The following is a 21,418-nucleotide window of genomic DNA, read 5'->3' as shown; positions in this document are numbered from 1 at the left end:
CGGAGTTTATTCATGTCAACTATTTCGAGCGCGACGTCTAGCGCATCCGCCGCCGCCTCCGCGGCCCTGGCAGAAGCGGGACAGTCGCTCATTTCCGGTTCGACGGGCAATTCCTCGCTGGATGTCAACTCACTCGTGTCGACACTCGTCAACGCGAAGGTTGCGGGTCAGACAGCAGCGCTGGAGACCGAATCGGCAAACGACACAGCTCAGCTGTCCGCGATCGGATCGCTCTCGGCCGTGTTGTCGGAACTGCAGATCGGTCTCGCGCCGCTCTTCAACGGCTCGCTGCAGTCGAGCTTTACCGCGACCGCGAGCGGCACGGGCATCACGGCAACTGCCGGCACCGGCGCCGCGGCCGGCACATACACAATGATCGTGTCGCAGGTCGCAGCCTCGCAGAGCATGTCGTCAGGCGCCTTCAGCACCGACCAGGCAGCGGCCATGGGCACCGGGACGCTGGCCGTGTCGATCGGCGGCAAGTCGATGAACGTCAATATCACCTCGTCGGACGATTCGTTGAGCGGCATCGCTGCCGCCATCAACAGTCAGGCCTCGACCTCGGGCGTCGCCGTCTCGGCCTCCGTCGTCACCGGCTCGAATGGTTCCCACCTGGTGCTCAGTTCGACGGCGACGGGCGCATCGAACGTCATCAACGTCAGCGTCAGCAACGTGTCCGGCGACAATGGGATATCGAGCCTCGGCGTCACGTCGACCGCGGGCAATGACTCGGGTGGCACGGGCGGCCAGTCATCGGTCACCTCCGCGGGCAGCATTGCATGGACCCAGAATACATCCGCAGCAGACGCCGAGTTCACGATCAACGGGACTGCTGCCACTAGCGCCAGCAATTCGATCACGTCGGCCCTGTCCGGTGTGACGATCAATCTGACGGCCGCCGCAGCCGAGTCGGCTAACTCGACGCAAACAATCACCGTCGCAACGGACACGTCGACCCAGATAAGCGATATCGAGAACTTCGTCACGGAGTACAACAACGTCGTAAGCGCCATGTCGTCGCTGTCGTCGTTCTCGTCGGCTGGATCGAGCGCGAACGGGGCACTGGTGGGCGACTCGATGCTCACCACGATCCAGACCACGCTGGGCAATATCGTGAGCGGCACCACCGGGGGCTCGACGCTCGGCGCACTCGGCATTTCGCTGCAATCGGACGGCCAGTTGACGATCGACACGACCACGCTCACCAACGCGGTCACCAACGATCCCGCGCAGGTTGCGTCGGTTTTCAACGGGACGAACGGCATCGCCGAGCAGTTGAACACCAGCATCAACGCGTTCACGGGGACGAATGGCGTCATTGCCGACCGTTCGACCGAGCTCAGCGACGACATGACGAGCGTTCAGACCCAGCAGACGGCGTTGGCGGCTTACACGGCGCAATTGACCTCGCAGTACAACAACGAGTTCACCGCGCTGAACAACCTGATGGCGACGACCAACTCGGATTCGGAATACCTGACCCAGTTGTTCGGCGGTGCTAACAGCGCGGGCGCCATGGCGACCGCAAGCTCGGAGTAAAGGAGCCCTTAAATGACGGCAGAACGCAACGATATGGACCAGACCCAGCTCGTCGAGCGGGTCTACGAACTGACTCTCGCTATCGGCCATGCAGCGAGCCTCGCCGACTGGCAGGAAGCATCGCGTCTGGCCGACGTGCGCTCGCCGTTGTTGATGTCGATCCGCGCACAGCAGACCACGGCTTCGCTCGAACTGATCCGCCGGATCCAGTCTCTCGACAACGCACTGATGCAAGACGCCAGGTCATCGCGAGACGAAATGGAAACGGAATATCACGCGGCGATACAGCGCAGCCGTTCGGCGAGCCAGTATCAACGGATGGCGCTGCTGCGGAGATAGAACAGCCGCTGTTCCTTAGGGTTTTCCATCACAGAATAACAACAACACGCTGTCGTTCAGGCGTGCTCGTTCGCCTCAAGCCCGCTTCGCGCGGGCTTTTTTTCGTCCTCCGTCAGCACGGCTGAAACAGGCGGGACCAGGCGCGAAAAGCGGGCAAATCTGCCCTTTACTCGCCGGATCGCAGAAACCGAAGATCTCTAGACTCTCTACATCAAGATCGCCGTACGACTGTTCGGGCGCGCCAGAAAGGGAAACAATGAGTACCGATGTCGACTTGCAGATAGCGGTGGTCCACCATCGAGCAGAGCAGTTCCCGGAAGCGGAACAGCTCTATCGCGCCATCCTCAAGACCCAGCCGAACCATCCGGAGGTGAACCATAACCTCGGGATTCTCGTCGTCCAGCTGAAGCGGCCCGCGGAGGGCCTGCGTTTCCTCGAAACCGCAGTTGCCCTGTGCCCTGAACGGCGCGACTACTGGGCCGCCTATGCCGATGCGCTGGTTCTCGCAGGACAACGCGAGCGGGCAGCTCAGGTGCTTGAATCGGCGCGGGAGCATGGTCTGGTATTCGACGCCATTGCCGCCGCCCCGGAGCAGTCTGGCGGTGAACCGGCCGCTGAACCGATGGATGCGGTCGCAAACGAATTCATTGCGACGCTCGAAACGCTTTCCGCCAAGGGGCTCAACGACAGCGTCGAGCAACTCGCGCAACAGATGGTGCAGTTGCTGCCCGAGCACGGCTACGGCTGGAAAACGCTCGCTTATGCGCACCTGCGACGAGGCGACCTCGCCGGAGCACTGTTGCCGCTTACCAGAGCGACTTCCCTCCTGCCGTACGACGACGAACTCAAACGCTACCATCGGGCGGCCGCCGCGATGGAGGAAGGCCTGGCGCTCGACGCAAAGCGGGACTTCGTCAATGCCGGCAAATCCTTGCAGGAAGTACTCGCCGTCTACCCCGATCATCCGGATGCCAATCACAAGCTGGGCGTCATCGCCATCCGGCTGGGGCAAGCCGAGGCTGCTGTGCCTTACCTCGAGCGGGCGTTGGGAAGCGACCCGAACAAGATGCAGTATTGGGCCAATTACGTCGACGCCCTGGTGCAGGCCGGGCAGATGAAGGCGGCCTGGATGGCGCTGCAGATGGGGCAGCAGCGCGGGCTGAGCGGCCCTGCAGTGGATCAGCTGATTGCGATCATGACGGCGATGTCGACGACGGGTTCCTACAAGATCCGGTCGACGCAGCCCTCCGCGAATGCGAACACGGCTCCGGCTGCAGATGCTGATGCCGCGCCGGAATCCGGAGCCACGCCCGAAGCCGCCTCGTCCTCAGCGCCCGAGGCTGTGCCAGACAGAAAAGAACTCGAGGGCTATGCCGCGCTCTACAACACCGGACGCACCGACGAAGCGCTCATCGCCGCGCGAGGACTCATCAAACGCTATCCCAGCCACGGATTCGGCTGGAAGCTGCTGACCCTGATCCTGTACAGCCTCGGCAAGTACAACGAAACGATGGAATACATGCCTACGGCTCTCAAGCTGTGGCCGGACGACATCGATCTTCTGCAAGCGTCGGCCGCAATCCATGAGTCAAGAGGTAAGCACGTCGAAGCTGAAGCAGCGTTGAGAAGCCTGTTGAAGCTGGACCCGAATCATCTGGAAGGGCTTCGCGTGCTGAGCATCGTGCTGATGTCTCTCTCGCGCGTGCTGGAAGCGGAAGAGGTCTGTCTCAAGGCGATGCAGGTAGCGCCGAAATCCGCTCTTGCCCATTGCACGCTCGGCGTGCTCTATATCAAGCTCGGTCGACTCGTCGAAGCGAGCGACTGTTTCCGCCGTGCCATCAAGCTCGATCCGGATCACGATCTTTCGTACAACAATCTGGCGTTCTGTTACACCGCGCGGGAAGATGTCACGCCTGCCGAAGTATTTGCCGAACACATCCGCTTCGGCGACCACTTCGAGCGGCCGCTCAAGCCTCATTGGCCACAGCACGACAATTCGAAAGACCCCGACCGGCAACTTCGGGTCGGCTTTATCTCCGGTGACTTCTGTCACCACGCGGTCGCCAATTTTATCGAGCCGCTACTGATACACCTTTCCAAAGACCCGAGTCTCTCGCTGTACGCGTACTCGAATACGCCGCGACGCGACCATGTCACGGAACGGATTTGCACACTCTTTGGCACCTGGTACGACCTCTTCGGTCAGAAAGACGATTACGTGACGGATCTGATTCGCGGGGATCAGATCGATATCCTTATCGATCTGTCCGGACACACGGCGAATAACAAGCTGCTCACGCTCGCACGCAAGCCAGCGCCCGTTCAGGTCTGCTGGATCGGCTATCCGGGCACAACGGGCCTGAGCGCGGTGGATTACTTCCTCGCCGACCGGTTCTGGGTACCCTCCGAGCAGTTCAGAAACCAGTTCACCGAGAAGATCGTGTATCTTCCCGCGGTCGCGCCGTTTCTGGCGGACCAGATGAGCCCGCCGCCCAACCTGCTGCCGGCGATGTACAAAGGGTATGTCACGTTCGGCAGCTTCAACCGTGTGGACAAGATTCGCCGCGAGGTGATCTCCCTGTGGTCCGAATTGCTTCACGCCGTACCCAACTCCCGGATGATGATCGGCGGTATGCCGGGCGACGGCAGCCGCGGCAAGTTCACCGAATGGTTCGCTGAGGACGGCATTGCGGCTGAGCGCGTCGAGTACCAGGCGCGTGCAAGTGTGCCGGTCTATCTTCAGCAGCATCATCATGTGGATATCTGTCTCGACAGCTTCCCGTACTCTGGCCTCACCACCGTCCTTCACTCGCTATGGATGGGTGTACCGACACTCACATTGCCCGGCCAGACGGTACCCGGTCGCAGCGGACTGACGGCAATGTCTCACGTCGGACTCGAAAACTTCATCTCGACCGACAAGCAGGACTATGTACGCCGCGGTGTCGCGCTGGCCTCGGATGTCGCGGCACTCGCCGTGCTGCGTTCGGGCCTGCGTGCGCGCTGCCAGCAATCGCCGATGTTCCAGCCGCAGATCATCGCCGAAAGTGCCACACGGGCACTGCGTGTGATGTGGCGGCGGTGGTGCGCCGGCCTGCCCGCGGAATCCTTCGACGTGTCCAACGTCTGACGCACGATGATCAAAGTCGCAATCACCGGCGCCACAGGATTTGTCGGCCGACACGTACTCACCGCACTCGCCGCGCATGACATCGAAGTCGTCGCGACAGTTCGAGGCGAGCGCCCGGATACGCCACAGATCCGCAACGTCAGATGGGTGACACTCGACGTCGCGTCGGCGCCGCCCAATGCATTTGGATTGCTTGGGAAGCCTGACGTATTGATTCACCTCGCGTGGGGCGGTCTGCCGAACTATCGCGCGCTGCGTCATTTCGAAGTGGAGCTCCCGGCGCACTATGCATTCCTTCGGCAACTGAGCGCGGCCGGCCTGAAGTCGTTGCTGGTTGCCGGCACGTGCCTCGAATATGGATTGCGCAGCGGCGCACTCAGCGAGACGGACCCGACATCGCCCATCACGCCGTATGGATTCGCCAAAGATGCGCTGCGTCGGCAGCTCGAATATCTGCAGCGCAATGGCGAGTCCAGCTTCGCGCTAACGTGGGCCCGTCTGTTCTTCATGCATGGCGAAGGGCAAGCCGCTACATCCCTGCTTCCGCAACTCGAGAAAGCCGTTGCGCAAGGTGAAGCAAGCTTCCGGATGTCGGGTGGCGAACAGTTGCGCGACTACCTTCCCGTGAATGAGGTCGCGGCAAAACTGGTCGCACTGGCGCTCAGGCAGCAGAACGTCGGAATCGTCAACGTCTGTTCCGGTACACCGCGTTCGGTGCGCAGCCTCGTCGAGCAATTCCTGCAGGAGCGCCAAGCGAAGATTGCGCTCGAACTCGGCCACTATCCTTACCCTGACTACGAGCCCATGGCTTTCTGGGGCGCGCGAGACAAACTCGAGCGCGCACTGAAGGACTCAGGTACGGCTCAATCGTCATTCTCATCAAGCGAACCAACATGAAAGTCGTGATTCTCGCTGGCGGGCTCGGCTCGCGACTGTCCGAAGAGACGCAGTCCCGGCCCAAGCCGATGGTAACCGTCGGCGACCGGCCGATTCTCTGGCACATCATGAAGATCTACGCCTCACATGGCATGACGGACTTCATCATCTGCTGCGGCTACAAGGGCTATGTCATCAAGGAGTATTTCGCCAACTACTTCCTGCATTCGTCCGACGTCACCTTCGACCTCGCGAACAACAGCATGGAGGTACACCAGCGCTACGCCGAACCATGGCGCGTCACGCTGCTCGACACCGGCGAACACTCGATGACAGGCGGCCGTCTGAAACGCGCATCGCACCTGCTGCGAGACGAGCAGGCGTTCTGCTTTACATACGGCGACGGTGTAGGCGACGTCAACATCACCGAACTGGTGCAGTTCCACAAGCGCCACGGCCGTCTCGCGACCGTGACCGGCGTGCAACCGCCGGGACGTTATGGTGTCCTGCAGTTCGCAGAAGACGAAAACGCCGTAGTCGGCTTCGCGGAAAAGCCGCAGGATGGCTCTTCGTGGATCAACGGCGGCTACTTCGTGGTTTCGCCGCGCGTACTCGACTTCATCGAAGGCGACTCGATGCCCTGGGAAGACAAGCCGATGCAACAACTCGCCTCAGCGGGCGAACTGCAGACGTATCGGCACGACGGCTTCTGGCAACCGATGGATACGCTGCGCGACAAGATGCAACTCGACGCGATCTGGGCGACCGGCAAGGCGCCATGGAAGACCTGGTGATGATGACGCCGAGTTTCTGGTCCGGACGCAGGGTCTTCGTGACCGGCCATACCGGATTCAAGGGAAGCTGGCTGTGCCTCTGGCTGCAGCGGCTTGGCGCGCACGTGACCGGGTTCTCGCTCGATGCGCCGACGCAGCCGTCCCTGTTCGAAGAGGCTGAAGTCGCGCGTGAAATCGAACACATCGTTGGTGACGTGCGCGATGCGGCTGCGCTGCGCAACGCGATGCAGCATGCACGCCCTGAGGTCGTCTTCCACCTCGCCGCGCAGTCGCTGGTCCGGCAATCGTATGCGGACCCGGTCGAAACCTATTCGACGAATGTGATGGGCACCGTCCACGTGCTCGATGCCGCGCGTCATGTCGAGAGCGTGCGCGCCGTGGTCAACGTCACAACGGACAAATGCTACGAGAATCTCGAGACGCGCCGCGCGTATATTGAAAGCGACACGCTCGGCGGCCGCGATCCGTATAGCAACAGCAAGGCCTGCTCGGAACTCGTGACAGCGGCGTTCCGGCAATCGTTTTTCGCACATGGCCACGGCCACAATGACGGCACTGCAACGCGCGCTGGAATCGCTAGTGCGCGGGCCGGCAATGTCATTGGCGGCGGCGATTGGGCAGTCGACCGGCTGGTGCCGGATCTGCTGCGCGCGTTCGACCGTGGCGAACCGGCCATCGTGCGCCGCCCTCACGCAGTGAGGCCGTGGCAGCACGTGCTTGAACCGCTTGCAGGATATCTGGCGCTTGCCGAACGTCTGCATGCTCAGCCTGAGCACTACTCGGGCGCGTGGAATTTCGGGCCGCGTCCCGACGATATGCGAGCCGTCGACGAGATCGCCGAGGCATTGACCTCCGCGCTCGGCGAAGGCGCGAGTTTCGTCGTACAGCAAGAGGCCGACGCTCCGCACGAAGCCGGCCTCCTGCTGCTTGACGCCAGCAAGGCGCGCGGCGAGCTCGGTTGGGAGTCGCTGCTCAAACTGGAAGAAGCGCTCGTCTGGATTGCGCAGTGGCACCGCGCGCGGCAACGCGGCGAAAGCGTGCGACACATCACGCTCGAACAGATCGGGCAATACGAAGCCAGGATCGGCAGGATGACGGCCCATGGGGCCACGTTCGCTGCCGGGTAATTGCGAGGATTGAAGTCTTGAACTGCCGCCACTGTGGTCAACCCCTTACGTTCCCATTTCTCGATCTCGGCTTCGCACCGCCTTCGAATGCCTATCTGACCGAGGCCGATCTGACGCGGCCGGAACGCTACTATCCGCTCAAGCTTTTTGTCTGCGATGCCTGCTGGCTCGTGCAGACGGAAGATTACGCCGCGCGCGAGGCGCTGTTCGATGCGGACTATGCGTACTTCTCTTCGGTATCGGAAAGCTGGCTGGCGCATGCGCGGCACTACGCTGCGTCGATCACCGAAGAGCTGTCGCTCGGCCGCGACTCGTTTGTGATCGAGGTGGCGTCGAACGACGGCTACCTGTTGCGCAATTTCGTCGCAGCGCAGATCCCTTGTCTGGGCATCGAACCGACCGCGAGTACAGCGGCACGCGCGGAGGAACTCGGCGTTCCGGTGCTACGCGAATTCTTTGGTGAGCAACTGGCGCGCACGTTGGTCGAACGTGGTCAACTGGCGGATCTGATCGTTGGCAACAACGTGTTCGCCCATGTGCCGGATGTCAACGACTTCACCAAGGGTCTGAAGACTGTTCTGAAACCCGGTGGCACCATCACGCTGGAGTTTCCGCATCTCGTCAACCTGATCGACGAAGTGCAGTTCGATACCGTTTATCACGAGCACTTCTCGTATTTTTCGCTGCAGGCTGTCGAACATATTTTCCACGCGGCGGGCTTGCGCGTCTGCCGCGCCGATCAGTTGAAAACGCACGGCGGAAGTCTGCGCGTATTCGGTTGTCATGCCGACGATCCACGCGTGGATGACGTTTCCGTCGAACGCATTCGCGCGCTCGAACATGAGCACGGCATCACGCGGCTCGACACCTATCGGGATTTCCAGCAACGCGTCGACGAAGCCAAGAACGGTCTGCTGCGCTTTCTGCTCGACTGCAAGGACGCAGGCACCAAGGTTGGTGCATATGGAGCGGCAGCGAAGGGCAACACGTTCCTCAACTATGCCGGCGTAAAACCGGATCTGCTGCCCTATGTGTGCGATGCGGCGCCGTCCAAGCAGGGCAAATTCATGCCCGGCAGCCACATCCCGATCATCTCGCCGGCAGAACTCGCCAGTGCGAAACCGGAAGTGGTATTGATCCTGCCGTGGAATATCTCGGATGAGGTCGTCGCACAACAGAAGCCGGTGCTCGGTTCAGAGGTGCGATTCGCGGTAGCGTTGCCTCGCGTCAGGTATCTGTGACGCGAACGGTGCGGCGGCTTAGCCCGCCGCCTGACCGAATAACGTCTGCACCGTTGGCAGCACGTGATCCCGATCCGACAACAGCGTCACCTCGCGTGGCCACGTGATGGCGAGTTGCGGATCATTGAAGGCAACGCCTCGCTCGGCCGCCGGCTTGTAAAAGGCGGTATGCAGATAAAGCAGGCGGCTGTCGGGCTCGAGGCTCTGAAAGCCATGTGCGCATCCTTCCGGAATGAACACGGCCCGGCAATTCTCCGGGGACAATTCCACGGCTTCCCATTGCATAAACGTGGCGCTGTCGGGGCGGAGATCGACGATCACGTCCCACACGCGGCCTTCTACGCACCGAACCCACTTCGCATCCGCATCGGCACCGGGCTGAAAATGCAATCCCCTCACCGTGCCGGCCAGGGCCGTGTGCGACCAGTTGATCTGTACGATCTGCCGCGCACCGTGAGCCTCTGCGAAATCGTTCGCACAGAATAGCCGCATGAAGCTGCCGCGGGCGTCGCCCCTTGGGGTGCTTTGGGCTACAAATGCGCCCGTTATGGACAGTGCGCTTAACGGGTTATCTGCCATACGTATGGTCTGAAAGAGTGGCCGGGGGTTCGTTCTATCTGTTTCAAGCCACGTGCATGGTGCGGCGATCGCCAGTCACCAGGTTGAGCTGGCCAATGAACTTCTGCTCCCAGACCTTTGCGTCGTAGGTCGCGGTGAGATGCTTCAACAGAAGATAGCTACCTAGCCGTTCTGCGCAAAACGCCCAGGCGCGCGCCTGGTAACCCGGCCGCTTTCCAGGAAAGCGTGCGAAGCATGCCCGCACGACCGATTCGATCGACGTCATGGTGCGTACCCAGAAATCCATGGGAAAAACGCCCAGCTCGATGCCGCCTACGATGAACACCTCGCCATTAACGAACTTCGGCACATCGACCGGCTGCAGCACGCCGAGTTCTACCGCCTCTGCCGCAAAACGCAGGAAGTCCTGCACGAGGTGAAACTTGTTGTACTGGTTCAGGCATCCGCCTTCGAGCAACGCCGGCCTCACAAGGAGGAAGTCGCGCTCGCCGGGCGCCATGAGTTCGGCAAGAGGCACATCGTCAAGCGCGTGACAGTCCCAGCTATCGCCCACCTGAATAGCCTTGCCAGGTGTCGCGTCGATCCGCGTCGCAGTGACAAATTTCCGGTACTGGCAAATGCCGACATGCCGCGCCTGAATCTGATTTTCGACGATATAGTTTTTCAGTGCGAAGCTGCCCGCGACCCCGCCTAGTTGCGGGTGATACGGTTCCCACTCGGGCGCGAGATCGCGCAGATTGGTTTTACCTGGCCCCTGAGCTCCGCCCAGAGAAAACGTCGAAACATACGAGGGGTACTCAACCGGCTTCGCCACGTGAGTGAAGCAGACATACAGCATATCGTGCGAAGCCCGCAGCGGGGTTTCCAGAAACCCGTCCTTCGCCCGTGCCAGCCGTTTGCCCTCGCACACCTGCAGGACAGCCCCTCGAAGTGCGTAGAAACTGTCCAGCCGACTTTTCTCCGGTGCCGACTGATACTGCACCTTCAGATCGTTGAGAAACACCAGTTGATCGTCATAGGTCCGATAGGCGGGATTCGACGAGGGCATCAGATTCGCGTCGTAGGCGCAAACCTTGATGTCTGGACACAAGGTCAGCACAAGAGACGCGATCCGCTCGAGGAGCAGCACCTGCATCGCAACCTGCGGGCGATTCGGCACACGCGCACGGAATTGCGCGCGGAACGTGGCGTCGTCGCCTTCGAAAAGGTCGTAGAGCTTTTCCGTGAGCGCAAACCATGTCCGCCAAAAGGACGGCCTGGCGACGAAATAATTGAAATGCACCGTGGAGCGGGAATCCATCGACAGCGTTCGCAGATCAACGTCAAGGCCCACGGCCTGCAGATAGATTTCGGCCGCCTCGACGAGACCCGGGTAAAGACGATTACCCTGCTCGAACACATTCAGATAGCACGCGCTGTCCTGAAGGGACGGCGAAAAGGTGTACACCTCACCATCAGGATTGCTGCTGATAAATTCACGCACGCCCTGTGCGGTAAGTCCGGTTTTATCGGCGAAGTCCGGTGAAAGGAAACCATAGAGTTCGTTCTCATCCACGGAGCGGTTCAGGAAGAAATCGCGGATGGCCGAGTACTCGCGCCATTCCGGCTTGAGACTCGCGCTATTGTCCAGTTCGCTGAAACCATGATCCAGCCGTTGACGCTCAGACTCGTCATGGAAGACCTGAAAAATATTCGCGTTCATCTCCACCTGACCGTTCGTCGTCATTGTTGCTCCCCGCAACTCAATCAGCGACCGCTAACTGGAGCTTCCGCCCACGCGTCGCCAGCCCATACCAATCTGCATTCTCCGTAGTATGGCCGAGACCCAGGCGCTGCCAGTCGTCAAACTGACGGCAGATTTGGGTCCAATTTGGGCGATGAGACGAGAATGGGGGTGCTCTCCGATACGCCTTGCTGACGGGCGCAAATCATCGTAATTCGAGGCCCAGTCGTGCCCAGTCTGGATGTGGCGTACCGGCCCGCAGCCCCCCCTACTGGAACGTCGCGTTCACCGACAATTCCACGGAATTCCCCTTCGGCCGGTTGCTCACATTGAATTCATTCACCCAGCGCAGCGTCGCGCCGACCGGGGTTTTGCTGATCTTGCCGTTCCACGTGACCATCGGCCCGATGCCCACCGAATGCCCTTCGGCCCCGCCCACGAAGTCCGCGATCCCGCCGCTGTCGTGACCGAACTGCTGGATATAGCCACCCACCACGCCGACACCCCAGCCCGAACCGAAGCGCTTGAGCGCCAGCAGATCGAGCACGCTGATCGGCGCGTTGTGATATTGCGTCTGGTCATTGACGGTGTAGAACTCGACCCCGTAATTCAACGACAGTTCGATGTTCTCTTTCGGCAGCAACTTGGTGTACGCGAAGGTCGGCGTGAACGTCCAAGTATTCTGCCCGGCGTTGGCGAGCCGGCTGGTGTTGTACGCCCCGGTGGGCGCATAGATCTGCACACTCAGTGCGATGTGGTCGGTCTTGGTCAGGTGATAACCAGCCACCACCGGAGTAAAGAAGATATCGGCAAACTGCGTGGCGTGGTCATCGGGCAAGCGGCCGTGAAAGGAAGAAACATCGGTGTACTGCAGCGGCACGCCAAACGACGACGCAAAATTCCACCCCCCTGCGGTGATCCCCCAGGTCTTGATCGCGTTCACGATGTTGTACGAGATGTGGTAGTCGAGGCCGGCCGTGACCTTCCCGGCGATCGGCAACGTCTTGCTCGCGCCAAGCGAGCCCTCGTAGTAGATCGAGGTGACCGAGATGATCCAGTCGTCCGTGGGCGGCACGATACCGGCATACGGCGCGATCTGCATGCCGGTGATGGGGCGTCCGACACCGCCTTCAGTCGCCAGCGCCCGCGGTGAAAACGCCAGGCCGGCGGCGGCAACAGCAAACGCGCCAGCAGAAAACCGCGCGGCAAGATAACCACCGCGAAACACGAGACGACGCTTATTCATGGCGATCCTCACAAATTTCGCCTGACCTCCCGTGGTCAGGACAGTTGCCCGCATCGTTATTGTTTACTTCGTATCCCTTATGTCATTTCCAACTTAAACCCGATCTACTACTGTGCTTCGTGCACAACGCCGGGTGGCGTCCACGTGCCATCCAGCGCCGCCGGTTCCGGCCAATAGGCCCGCACGTAAAGCGAAAAATCTTCGTTGGCCGGCGCTGGCAGCCAGTTGCCTTCCTTGCCGGCGCCCGGCGTCGAACTCTGCACGTAGATCGTCAGCGAGCCGTCGTCGTTGTACTGCAGGTTCTTGTTCTTGGTGCCCAGTGAATAGCGCTTCTGATCGTTCGGCGAGAAGAAGTGATGCGCGTTGTACAGCGTCAAGGACCAGAAGCCCTTGACCGGCGGCAGTTGCCCCTTCGGGAAAGTGACCGTATAGCGCTGCGCGCCGTTGAGGCGCGCGCCGGATGCGTCGGAGTCGGCATAGAAGTATTTCGTCTCGTTGGGCTTGTTGACGAAAATGTTCGACTTCGCCACCGCCGTGCGCGTGAAATAGTCCGTACCGAATTCCGCGCCGTTGCTGATGGTGTTCCAGTGCGCAGGCAAAGGCTTGCCGAACGTGTTGAAGTTGAAGAGCGGCGCGACCAGCCTGGCGTCCGTCTGCGCAGCCTCATCCACGATCGCGGACTTGATGGCAGGATCTTTCTGCGCGGCAGCCAGCAGCGCTTTCGCCTGGGCGTACAACGCCTCCTCGCCAGGTTGCGGCGGGGTCTGCTCGAGCACCGTCGGCAGTTCGTCCCAGAACTTTGCAGGGTCGACCCATTTGATCTCTTCGGCACTCGCGTCACCCGAGCCGAAGCTCGGCAGCTTCGACCAGTCGGTCACCTTCATCTTGCCGTCGTACTCGCTCAGCGGGTACAGACCCACCTTGCTGATGACCGCCTGAACGGCCACCCGGTCTTCCGGTGTGTCGTCCATGAATACGCGCGGAATGAAGCTGCCCACTGCCGTGCCGGAGCGGAACACCTGGCGGATGCCCTTGGGCACCTGTCCATGCCAGTCAGGTCCGACGAACAGATAGAAGCCTGGCTTCGTACCGTACAGCTTGCCGAGACTGGCAAAGCCATCGGTACGCAAGTCAACGGCCTGATATACCCAGAAGCGCTCGCCGAAATCCGGCACCTGCACCACCACGGGCGTCTGGTTCAGATCGAAGATGGCCGAGCCGTACACCACATCCTGATTCGGACACGCGACGAAGCGCTCCTGCGGCTCGATATAGTCGTGCAGCATCGACAGGTGGTTAGGCGGCGCAACCGGCACGATGCCGCCATTCAGGCCCGACTGCGGCACCTTCTGCATGGCCAGCAGACGGTTGTAGACGTTGACCATCGGCCACGCCCAGAAATAGGTCTGGCGCGCCACCAGCCGGGCGTAGGCCTCCGAGATGGCATAGCCTGGAACCGGGCCCGGAACCGAGAGCGCGGTTGCAGCCTGCGCCTGCGAACCGCTCGGCGCTCGCGCCAGGATCGGGCTGGCGAGCGACGCCAGCACCGCCGCGGTGACCCACGTTGCAGCTTTCTTATTCATGTCGGGCTCCGACTCGTCCATTTGAGTTCATCGCTTTTGCGGTGCGGGGAATTTCCAGGTACCGTCGAATACCGACGCGTCCGGTCCATAGATGCGCGCAATCACGTTGTAGGCACCCTCGGGAGCGGGCAACCAGTTGGACTCCTTATCAGCACCGGGCGTGGTGTGCTGGACGTAGATATCGAGCGAGCCGTCGGGGTTGTATCTGATGCCCTTGGTACGGTCGCCGATCGAATAGCGGTTGATCGGGTTCGCCACCAGATGGCGCCCCGGCAGGTCGTACATCGTCATCGACCAGAAGAACTTCGCCGGCGGCAGGTCTTTCTTGTCGAAGTGGATAAGGTAAGGTTGCGAGCCCAGCAATTGCTCGTGATCGGCATTAACACGCGTGCCGACGTAGACCGCTTCTTCTTTCGTGTTGCCGTAAATGCCCATCCCCGCGGCGACCGCGCGTTTCATGTAATCGCCGTTCAGATCCTGCCGGCTGCCGAAGAGATCGTAAGAGCTGGTCGTGTGTTTCTCGGCGTCGGCCAGCGCCGCTTTGCCGTCGGCGACGCCCTGTTCGATGGCCTCGCGCGTCGCCGGAGGCAGCGCGGCGGGATCGAACGGCTCTCCCGGTGCGATGCCGATCTTCGCGAAGCGCTGCATCAGATCCACTTCAGATGGCGCCGTCGGCTGCGTGAACTGCAGCATGAAATTCAGGTACGAGATGAAATCGATCGAGGTCGCTTTCGCCTCATCCCACTTCGGGAACGTGACCTTCGGCGCGGGTGGCGGTGCGCTCGTATGTTCGAACGCGGAAAGCGGCGTGAGCTGGTATTGCTTCTGGATCGCCTGGACATTCTTCACATCGGCTGGGCCATTCAAGGCAGTGCGGCCCAAGGTGAGGATGATGTCTGTCTCCGAGCGGAACACCTTGTCGATGCCCTTCGGGGTATCGCCGTGCCAGTCGGGGCCTGCAAACAGGTAATGACCCGCGCCGTTGCCCGTAGCCCGCGAGCCGACATAGGCGAAGTTATACGTGAACAGGTCGATCCACTGGAACACGTAGTAGCGGTCGTCCTTCACCGCCGGCACCGTCAGCACCCAGGGCTCGCGACGCAGATCGAGCCACGCCCACGAGTACGGCGTGTCGTTGTTCGGCGTGACGATCTCCTTGTTCTCGGGACCGTACGGATGGGAATAGTTGCGGAATTTACCGAAGCCGCCTACGTAAGACTTCGAGCCGGGATCGAGTACCTGCTCGTACAGCGTCTTGTAGTTGAACAGCATCGGGTAGGCGTAGATGTACGCATCTTTGGCGATGCCGCGCGCCTCCTCGGGTGATGCGGTTATCGTCGCTGCAGCGGTACTCGCCTGAGCACCGGCGTACTGGTGCGACAGCGTCATGAGCGTCATCCCTGCCGATATCGCGCCAAGGCGCAGGAGCCTGGATATTTTCATGGATAGGCATCTCCCAGAGGGGGTTGGCTACTTGCCGAACGTCAGGTTGATTCCGGCAAAAATCGTCACTTGCGGCAGGCCCGCACCGGAATGGGCGACGGAATACTGCGGTTCGATGAACGCGTTGTAGATGGTCGAACCGCTCTTCCATGCCTTGCCCGCGCCAAGGCCGACGGGGATGTAGTACGTGCCGTGCTGCAGGTCGAAGCTCCAGATACCGGTGGAACGGATGTACCAGCCGCCGGGCAGGTTGAAGATGGCGAACGGCTGCGCAGTAAGCGACTGGGTAGTCGGCCGGCCGCTTTGACCGGCAAACGAGTGTTGCCACTGAACCAGTGCGCCGAGCAGATGCGCGGGGGTCGCATTGACGGCGACGGCTGCCAGACCGCCCTGCCACTTGCCGGTGCCGAGACTGGGGTCGGTGGCCGTGGGCGCGGTGATCAGTGGACCGACGCCAATCTGCACGTCCGATTGCGACAGCAGAAAAATGTCGAACAGGTTGATGTCGCCGAGGCCCGTGTTGTAGCCGCCGGTCGGGTCCGGGCGCGTGCTGATCGGCACCGTCGCGCGGAAAATCTCCGGCACTCCGATCGGTCCGAGCGGCCCCACCGGAACGGTCGGCCGCAGCAGCAGGTCGTTGGTGTGGCCGCCGACGCCGAACAGGCTCGGGGTGTAGTAGTCCTGGATGTTGAATGAGGGCGCCAGATTCAGCGGGTTATTGCTCTTGTTGGCGTCGTCTGCCGAAGCCTGCGCATAAGCGCCTGACGAGAATGCCGCCGCCCACAACACCGTGCTCGCTGCAAGACATCGCTTCGTGGTCATTGGATTTTCCGGCTTTACGGCAATGGACAAACGAGCGTATCCATTTGCATGACGCAAATAGAAGTCTGACTATTAAATCGGGTAATCGGTTAATACTGGATCAAGCGCTGATGACCCCTTCTCACTTGCGCGTGGGGGAATAGCCTGAAAGCCAAAGCACGCCCCGGGCGAGTCTCGCGGGGGCCAAAAATAGATGTCAGGAGTTTTAGTCGATCACTGTCATCGCCTAAAAATACTAGCAAACGTTTTCAAAAAATATGGAAATAAATTTGTAACACGAACGAAAGCCTGTCTTTCCAGTTTTTATTATGCTTAAAACGGTCAAAACAAATCTCCTTTTGAAATAGCGACATCAATTTCAAGGAATTGATTCGAATATAAAAACAATTTTTCCTGGAGCGTGTCGTGACCCGGTCAGGGCCGGCGAACCAGGGTCTGAACTTGACGCGCAGGTGTCCACCGCCACCCGGTGCCGGCAAAATACGTGGCAAACCGTTAAATAAACGCGCTGGATGTGCTATCTAGTAGGCGCGAAAAGACTAACGGCGCATCAAGCGCCGCACGACATCACATACTCACGAGGCTTTCATGATTGGCTTGATGCGCAGATCCTGGATCGGCTTGACCGTCGTCGTTCTCTGCGCGTGCACGACCACGCCCCACCCGAGCGGGACGCAAGGGTCGCGTCCCGCCCGCGCGCCTTCCAGCAATTCGACCATGGCATCGTGGAACGATACGCCGGCGGAGCGTTCGATCATCGATTTCGTCACGCGCGTGACGACGCCCGAATCGAAGGATTTCGTGCCGCGCGCCGAGCGGATTGCAGTGTTCAATCTGGACGGCACGCTCTGGGTCGAACAGCCGGCCTCTGTGCAACTTGTCTTCACCTTGCAACAGGTGAAGACGCTTGCGCCGCATCATCCTGAGTGGAAACGCCAGGAGCCGTTCCGGTCGATTCTGCGCGGTAATCTGAAACCGGTAGCAAGCAGCGGCAACGCCGGCGCGATGAAGCTGCTGGCTGCCACCCACGCGGGTATGACGACGGACAGTTTCGCCTCGATGGTGCACGACTGGTTCGACAGCGCGAGCGATCCGCGCTTCAACCGGCCCTATACAGCGCTCGCGTATCAGCCGATGGTCGAGTTGCTCGCTTACCTGCGAGCCAACGGCTTCCGAACGTACATCGTCTCGGCCGACAGCGTCGAATTCGTTCGCACGATCTCGCAGAGCATGTACGGCGTGCCGCCTGAAGACGTGATCGGCAGCACGGTTCGCTATCAGTACGGGCTGACGAACGGCACGGCGACACTGACCCGGCTCGCGCAGGTCGATACGCTCAACGACGGTGCGATGAAAGCGCAGACCATTCAGGCCGTGATGGGGCGCCGGCCGCTAATGGCGTTCGGCAATGCCGACGGCGACCTGCCGATGCTCGAATGGACCACCTCGGGCAACGGTCCGCGTTTTGCGGCCCTGCTGCATCACACCGACGCGCAGCGCGAATATGCCTACGATCAGACGGCACGCAGCGGGAAGCTGGATAAGGGGCTGCAGGAAGCGAATGTGAAGGGCTGGCTGCTGATCGATATGAAGGACGACTGGCGGACCATGTTCAAGGGCGATGCGGACGCGGCGGCAACGGGTAAATGAAGGGACGGTGATGGGCGGCGCCACGCGCCGTACCCTACGCGGTGCCGTACGCAGTGACGCACCGGCGCGCACGCGGCCTGACCTGCCCGCCGCCGCGCCGCGTGCCGGGCGGTTTTTCCAAGGCTCAGCCGCCCATCATCCGCGTTTCATGCGGAACGACCCACGAGCGGTCGAACTCACCTCTCGCGATAGATTGCAGGGCCGCCTCCTCCTTCTCCCCCTGCTTCTTCGCCCCGGCAATCACCGCCTCGACTTCGGCAACGGGGATCGCCAGCACACCGTCTTCATCTCCTACGATGATGTCGCCGGGATGCACGACCATGCCACCCACCGACACCGGCACATTGATCTCACCAGGCCCGTTCTTGTACGGACCGCGGTGTGTCACGCCACGCGCATACACGGGGAAATCGCTCTGCCGAAGCGCGCCGACGTCGCGAATGGCACCGTCGATCACCAGACCTTGAACCCCCAGGCTCTCGGCAAAGCTAGACATGATCTCGCCCATCAGCGCCTGCGAGAGGTCACCGCCGCCGTCGATCACCAGCACATCGCCCGGCCGGCAAAAATCGAAAGCGCGATGAATCGCGAGGTTGTCGCCACCGCGCGTGCGGACCGTCACTGCGGTTCCAGCCATCGGCCTGGGCCGGTGATAGGGCTGCAGCCCGACCGTGCCGCTCGCGCGCGCCATGTTGTCGCTCAGCAGCGAAACGGCCAGGCCGCGCAACGTCTCGAGAATCTGCGGACTGGCTTGCGGCGCGGATTCGTTGTGGTGCCATCCAATGGGGTTCGTCACAGTAGTCTCCTTTCAGGAAAGCTGGCGTTCGAGTTGACTGGACAGGCGCCCATACACCGCGCGCGCGTTGTCCTCGAAGATACGTTGCCGGTCCGCGGGCGTGAGCCACGGAATCGCGTCGATATAGCGCCGCGTGTCGTCGTAGTAGTGACCGGTCTCGGGATCGATGCCCTGCACTGCCCCGATCGTCTCCGAGGCAAACAGGATGTTCCCGACCGGAATCACCTTGGCGAGAAGCTCGGCGCCTGGCTGGTGATAGACGCACGTGTCGAAGAACACGTTCTTCATCAGGTATTCGGTGAGAAGCGGCCGCTTCATGTCCTGAGCAAGGCCGCGATAGCGTCCCCAGTGATACGGAACCGCGCCGCCGCCGTGCGGGATAATGAAGCGCAGCGTCGGGAAATCGGCGAACAGATCGGCGCTCAGCAACTGCATGAAGACGGAGGTATCGCCATTGATGTAGTGCGCGCCCGTCGCATGAAAATTCGGGTTGCACGATGACGACACGTGAATCATCGCCGGCACTTCGAGCTCAACCATCGCTTCATACAGCGGGTACCACGAGCGGTCGGTCATCGGTAAGCCGTTCCAGTGACCACCCGATGGATCGGGATTGAGGTTGCAGCCGATAAAGCCCAGTTCCTCCACGCACCGACGCAACTCGGCGATGCAATTCGCCGGCGCTGCACCGACCGCTTGCGGCAACTGGCAGACACCGACAAAGTTGCGCGGAAACAATCCGCACACGCGATGGATCAGGTCGTTGCATTCCTGCGACCAGCGCGCATTCGCGTCTTCCGTGCCCAGATGGTGGCCCATCCCGGCTGCGCGCGGCGAGAAGATGGTGAGGTCCGTGCCACGTTCGCGCTGAACGCGCAGCTGTCCGCGCTCGATGCTCTCGCGAATCTGTTCATCCGTGATGACCGGACGGGGCGGCACCGGCGTGCCGTCCTTCAAGGCTGCGATCTGTTTGGCGCGCCATGCTTCGTGCTCGGGCGGCGAGGTGGTGTAATGGCCGTGGCAATCGATGATCATTGCGGTTTTAAGTGTTGCGGCTGATGGGGAGATTTTCGGGGTGCGTGTCGCTGGGCGGCACCGAATCCAGATCGCTTTCACGCGGCGTCACGCGCATCACCAACGCGATGATCGTGGCGATCACGAGAAACGCGGCAATCGTCAGGAGTGCGAGATCGAATTTGCCCGTCGCGTTTCGCACGAGCCCAATGCTCCACGGACCGACCAGGCCGCCGACCTGCGCTACGGTGTTGATCAGCGCGATCGTCGCGGCGCCCGCAGCGCCGGAGCGGAACGACGAAGCGAGACTCCAGAACAGCGGATTACCCGCGTAAATGAAGAGTCCGGTTACGCAAAGCAGCACGTAGGCAATCACCGGGTTCGGCGCATAGGCACTGCCGGCGATGGCGAGCGCGCTCATTCCATACACGAAAGCCAGATGCTTCTTCCGGTCGCCGGTGCGATCGGAGCTACGGCTAATGAGGAAGGTGCCCAGCACGCCAAGCAGCGGCGGGACGGCAGACAGAAAGCCGACTTCGATATTGCTCAGGTGTCCGAGGCTTTTGACGATCTGCGGCAACCACAGGAACAGACCGTAAATTCCGACGAGCGCGCAGCCGAACAGGCATGCCAGACTCCAGACGCGGATATCCCCGGCCACGCGCAGAAAGGAAAAATGCGTCTGTCCGCCGAGCGCTTCGCGCTCCGCTTCCAGCGTGGATTCGAGCCACTGTTTCTGTTCAGGTCTGAGCCACGCCGCCTCCGCCGGGCGCTCGGTCATGATGCGCAGCGTCAGCAGACCGAGCAGCATGGCAGGCACGCCCTCGAGAATGAACATCCACTGCCAGCCGTTGAGCCCTAGGATGCCGTTGCCGTAGGTCATCAGCGTGGTGGAGATGGGACCGCCCAGCACGGCAGAGAACGAGCCGGCAATGATGTATCCGCCCACCGCCCGGGCCCGGTAGCGCACCGGAAACCACTTGGTCAGATACACCGCCACGCCGGGCAGAAAGCCCGCTTCCATCACGCCCAGCAGGAAGCGCAGGATGTAAAAGCTGGAGTCGTTGAAAACAAATGCGGTGGCGGCCGCTACGGCGCCCCAGGTCAGCAGAATGCGCGCTATCCAGCGACGGGCGCCGACGCGATGCAGCAGCAGGTTGCTCGGAACCTCGAGCAGCATGTAGCCGAAGAAAAAGATGCTTCCGGCGAAACCGAACACGGCCGGGCTAAAGCCCAACTGCTTGTTCATGTCGAGCGCGGCGAAGCCGATATTGATCCGGTCCAGGTAGTTGAAGAACATCATCGCAAACAATAGGGGCATCAGCCGCCTATAGACTTTGCGCATGGTCTCCGCTTCGATCGCATCGGTCATCATCGTCTCCATCATGTTTCTGCGCGCCTGTTTATTCAGGCGTCGGTCGAACAACAGTACTACCTTGACGCGAGTCCAATCCCATCATAAGGAACCGGGCCAACGGGCGTCCAAGACGTGTTCCTTATTCTTGTATAAGTCTTT

At 61.0% G+C, this 21,418-nt stretch carries 18 protein-coding genes; 8 read left to right on the top strand and 10 right to left on the bottom strand.

What is annotated here, in order from left to right; all coding sequences use genetic code 11:
* The first annotated feature begins 12 nt into the window (after positions 1-12).
* The 7 genes from fliD to P3T20_RS21455 all read left to right on the top strand — a co-directional run bounded on the left by fliD (position 13) and on the right by P3T20_RS21455 (position 9,046).
* The gene (gene fliD, locus P3T20_RS21485) at positions 13-1,539 is read left to right on the top strand and encodes a flagellar filament capping protein FliD (RefSeq protein ID WP_429287749.1); all 1,527 of its coding nucleotides are present in this window, start codon (positions 13-15) and stop codon (positions 1,537-1,539) included.
* Between the two features lie 12 nt (positions 1,540-1,551).
* Positions 1,552-1,878: a flagellar protein FliT gene (gene fliT, locus P3T20_RS21480; protein ID WP_254368724.1), complete on the top strand. Its 327-nt coding sequence runs from the start codon at positions 1,552-1,554 to the stop codon at positions 1,876-1,878.
* 256 nt (positions 1,879-2,134) lie between these two features.
* A complete protein-coding gene (locus tag P3T20_RS21475; protein WP_429287748.1) occupies positions 2,135-5,008 on the top strand; it encodes a tetratricopeptide repeat protein in 2,874 nt (957 codons plus the stop codon).
* Between the two features lie 6 nt (positions 5,009-5,014).
* Complete coding sequence (locus P3T20_RS21470; RefSeq protein WP_429287747.1) at positions 5,015-5,905, top strand: NAD-dependent epimerase/dehydratase family protein; 891 nt, start codon at positions 5,015-5,017, stop codon at positions 5,903-5,905.
* Entirely contained in the window at positions 5,902-6,678 is a 777-nt protein-coding gene (gene rfbF, locus P3T20_RS21465; protein ID WP_429287746.1) for a glucose-1-phosphate cytidylyltransferase, read from the top strand. Before P3T20_RS21470 ends, rfbF begins: the two co-directional genes overlap by 4 nt.
* A complete protein-coding gene (rfbG, locus tag P3T20_RS21460; protein WP_429287745.1) occupies positions 6,663-7,805 on the top strand; it encodes a CDP-glucose 4,6-dehydratase in 1,143 nt (380 codons plus the stop codon). The genes rfbF and rfbG overlap by 16 nt, the downstream gene beginning before the upstream one ends.
* Positions 7,806-7,822: 17 nt before the next feature.
* A complete protein-coding gene (locus P3T20_RS21455; protein ID WP_429287744.1) occupies positions 7,823-9,046 on the top strand; it encodes a class I SAM-dependent methyltransferase in 1,224 nt (407 codons plus the stop codon).
* Positions 9,047-9,064: 18 nt separating this feature from the next.
* Here P3T20_RS21455 and P3T20_RS21450 read toward each other — a convergent pair whose 3' ends face one another.
* The 7 genes from P3T20_RS21450 to P3T20_RS21420 form a co-directional block, all read right to left on the bottom strand.
* The gene (locus tag P3T20_RS21450) at positions 9,065-9,625 is read right to left on the bottom strand and encodes a dTDP-4-dehydrorhamnose 3,5-epimerase family protein (protein WP_429287743.1); all 561 of its coding nucleotides are present in this window, start codon (positions 9,623-9,625) and stop codon (positions 9,065-9,067) included.
* A 43-nt stretch (positions 9,626-9,668) separates the two neighbouring features.
* Positions 9,669-11,351 carry a hypothetical protein gene (locus P3T20_RS21445; protein WP_429287742.1) on the bottom strand — a complete coding sequence of 561 codons (1,683 nt, stop codon included), beginning with the start codon at positions 11,349-11,351 and terminating at the stop codon, positions 9,669-9,671.
* A gap of 265 nt (positions 11,352-11,616) precedes the next feature.
* Complete coding sequence (locus P3T20_RS21440; protein WP_429287741.1) at positions 11,617-12,594, bottom strand: SphA family protein; 978 nt, start codon at positions 12,592-12,594, stop codon at positions 11,617-11,619.
* A gap of 107 nt (positions 12,595-12,701) precedes the next feature.
* Positions 12,702-14,177 carry a DUF1254 domain-containing protein gene (locus P3T20_RS21435; protein WP_429287740.1) on the bottom strand — a complete coding sequence of 492 codons (1,476 nt, stop codon included), beginning with the start codon at positions 14,175-14,177 and terminating at the stop codon, positions 12,702-12,704.
* A 27-nt stretch (positions 14,178-14,204) separates the two neighbouring features.
* Positions 14,205-15,620 carry a DUF1254 domain-containing protein gene (locus P3T20_RS21430; RefSeq protein ID WP_429287739.1) on the bottom strand — a complete coding sequence of 472 codons (1,416 nt, stop codon included), beginning with the start codon at positions 15,618-15,620 and terminating at the stop codon, positions 14,205-14,207.
* Between the two features lie 27 nt (positions 15,621-15,647).
* Positions 15,648-16,442 (bottom strand): hypothetical protein, encoded by a 795-nt coding sequence (locus tag P3T20_RS21425; protein ID WP_074262899.1) that lies wholly within the window; start codon positions 16,440-16,442, stop codon positions 15,648-15,650.
* A gap of 575 nt (positions 16,443-17,017) precedes the next feature.
* A complete protein-coding gene (locus P3T20_RS21420) occupies positions 17,018-17,161 on the bottom strand; it encodes a hypothetical protein (protein WP_429287738.1) in 144 nt (47 codons plus the stop codon).
* Between P3T20_RS21420 and P3T20_RS21415 the strand changes: the two genes are divergently transcribed.
* Positions 17,160-18,092, top strand: a complete 933-nt coding sequence (locus P3T20_RS21415) for an HAD family hydrolase (RefSeq protein ID WP_429287737.1) — start codon at positions 17,160-17,162, stop codon at positions 18,090-18,092. The genes P3T20_RS21420 and P3T20_RS21415 overlap by 2 nt on opposite strands.
* Before the next feature lie 124 nt (positions 18,093-18,216).
* Here P3T20_RS21415 and P3T20_RS21410 read toward each other — a convergent pair whose 3' ends face one another.
* From P3T20_RS21410 to P3T20_RS21400, 3 genes are read right to left on the bottom strand one after another with little or no spacing between them, the layout of a single operon-like run.
* Positions 18,217-18,888, bottom strand: a complete 672-nt coding sequence (locus tag P3T20_RS21410; protein ID WP_429287736.1) for an RraA family protein — start codon at positions 18,886-18,888, stop codon at positions 18,217-18,219.
* Positions 18,889-18,900: 12 nt separating this feature from the next.
* Positions 18,901-19,923, bottom strand: a complete 1,023-nt coding sequence (locus P3T20_RS21405) for an amidohydrolase family protein (protein WP_429287735.1) — start codon at positions 19,921-19,923, stop codon at positions 18,901-18,903.
* 7 nt (positions 19,924-19,930) lie between these two features.
* On the bottom strand, positions 19,931-21,274 hold the full coding sequence (locus P3T20_RS21400; RefSeq protein WP_429287820.1) for an MFS transporter: 1,344 nt from the start codon (positions 21,272-21,274) through the stop codon (positions 19,931-19,933).
* Positions 21,275-21,418 lie beyond the last annotated feature (144 nt).

This window comes from Paraburkholderia sp. GAS206C (assembly GCF_050435645.1).
Classification (GTDB): domain Bacteria; phylum Pseudomonadota; class Gammaproteobacteria; order Burkholderiales; family Burkholderiaceae; genus Paraburkholderia; species Paraburkholderia phenazinium_B.
The sequence above is the reverse complement of the archived record's forward strand: the minus strand, read 5'-3'. Positions and strand labels throughout refer to the sequence as shown.

Bases quoted from the DNA above. Each gene is read 5' to 3' on its own strand.
- P3T20_RS21445 (WP_429287742.1), bottom strand. From the start codon at position 11,351: ATGACGACGAACGGTCAGGTGGAGATGAACGCGAATATTTTTCAGGTC.
- P3T20_RS21440 (WP_429287741.1), bottom strand. From the start codon at position 12,594: ATGAATAAGCGTCGTCTCGTGTTTCGCGGTGGTTATCTTGCCGCGCGG.
- P3T20_RS21415 (WP_429287737.1), top strand. From the start codon at position 17,160: ATGGCATCGTGGAACGATACGCCGGCGGAGCGTTCGATCATCGATTTC.
- fliD (WP_429287749.1), top strand. From the start codon at position 13: ATGTCAACTATTTCGAGCGCGACGTCTAGCGCATCCGCCGCCGCCTCC.
- P3T20_RS21430 (WP_429287739.1), bottom strand. From the start codon at position 15,620: ATGAAAATATCCAGGCTCCTGCGCCTTGGCGCGATATCGGCAGGGATG.
- P3T20_RS21450 (WP_429287743.1), bottom strand. From the start codon at position 9,625: ATGGCAGATAACCCGTTAAGCGCACTGTCCATAACGGGCGCATTTGTA.
- rfbG (WP_429287745.1), top strand. From the start codon at position 6,663: ATGGAAGACCTGGTGATGATGACGCCGAGTTTCTGGTCCGGACGCAGG.
- fliT (WP_254368724.1), top strand. From the start codon at position 1,552: ATGACGGCAGAACGCAACGATATGGACCAGACCCAGCTCGTCGAGCGG.
- P3T20_RS21470 (WP_429287747.1), top strand. From the start codon at position 5,015: ATGATCAAAGTCGCAATCACCGGCGCCACAGGATTTGTCGGCCGACAC.
- P3T20_RS21475 (WP_429287748.1), top strand. From the start codon at position 2,135: ATGAGTACCGATGTCGACTTGCAGATAGCGGTGGTCCACCATCGAGCA.
- rfbF (WP_429287746.1), top strand. From the start codon at position 5,902: ATGAAAGTCGTGATTCTCGCTGGCGGGCTCGGCTCGCGACTGTCCGAA.
- P3T20_RS21405 (WP_429287735.1), bottom strand. From the start codon at position 19,923: ATGATCATCGATTGCCACGGCCATTACACCACCTCGCCGCCCGAGCAC.
- P3T20_RS21425 (WP_074262899.1), bottom strand. From the start codon at position 16,442: ATGACCACGAAGCGATGTCTTGCAGCGAGCACGGTGTTGTGGGCGGCG.
- P3T20_RS21420 (WP_429287738.1), bottom strand. From the start codon at position 17,161: ATGGTCGAATTGCTGGAAGGCGCGCGGGCGGGACGCGACCCTTGCGTC.
- P3T20_RS21400 (WP_429287820.1), bottom strand. From the start codon at position 21,274: ATGACCGATGCGATCGAAGCGGAGACCATGCGCAAAGTCTATAGGCGG.
- P3T20_RS21435 (WP_429287740.1), bottom strand. From the start codon at position 14,177: ATGAATAAGAAAGCTGCAACGTGGGTCACCGCGGCGGTGCTGGCGTCG.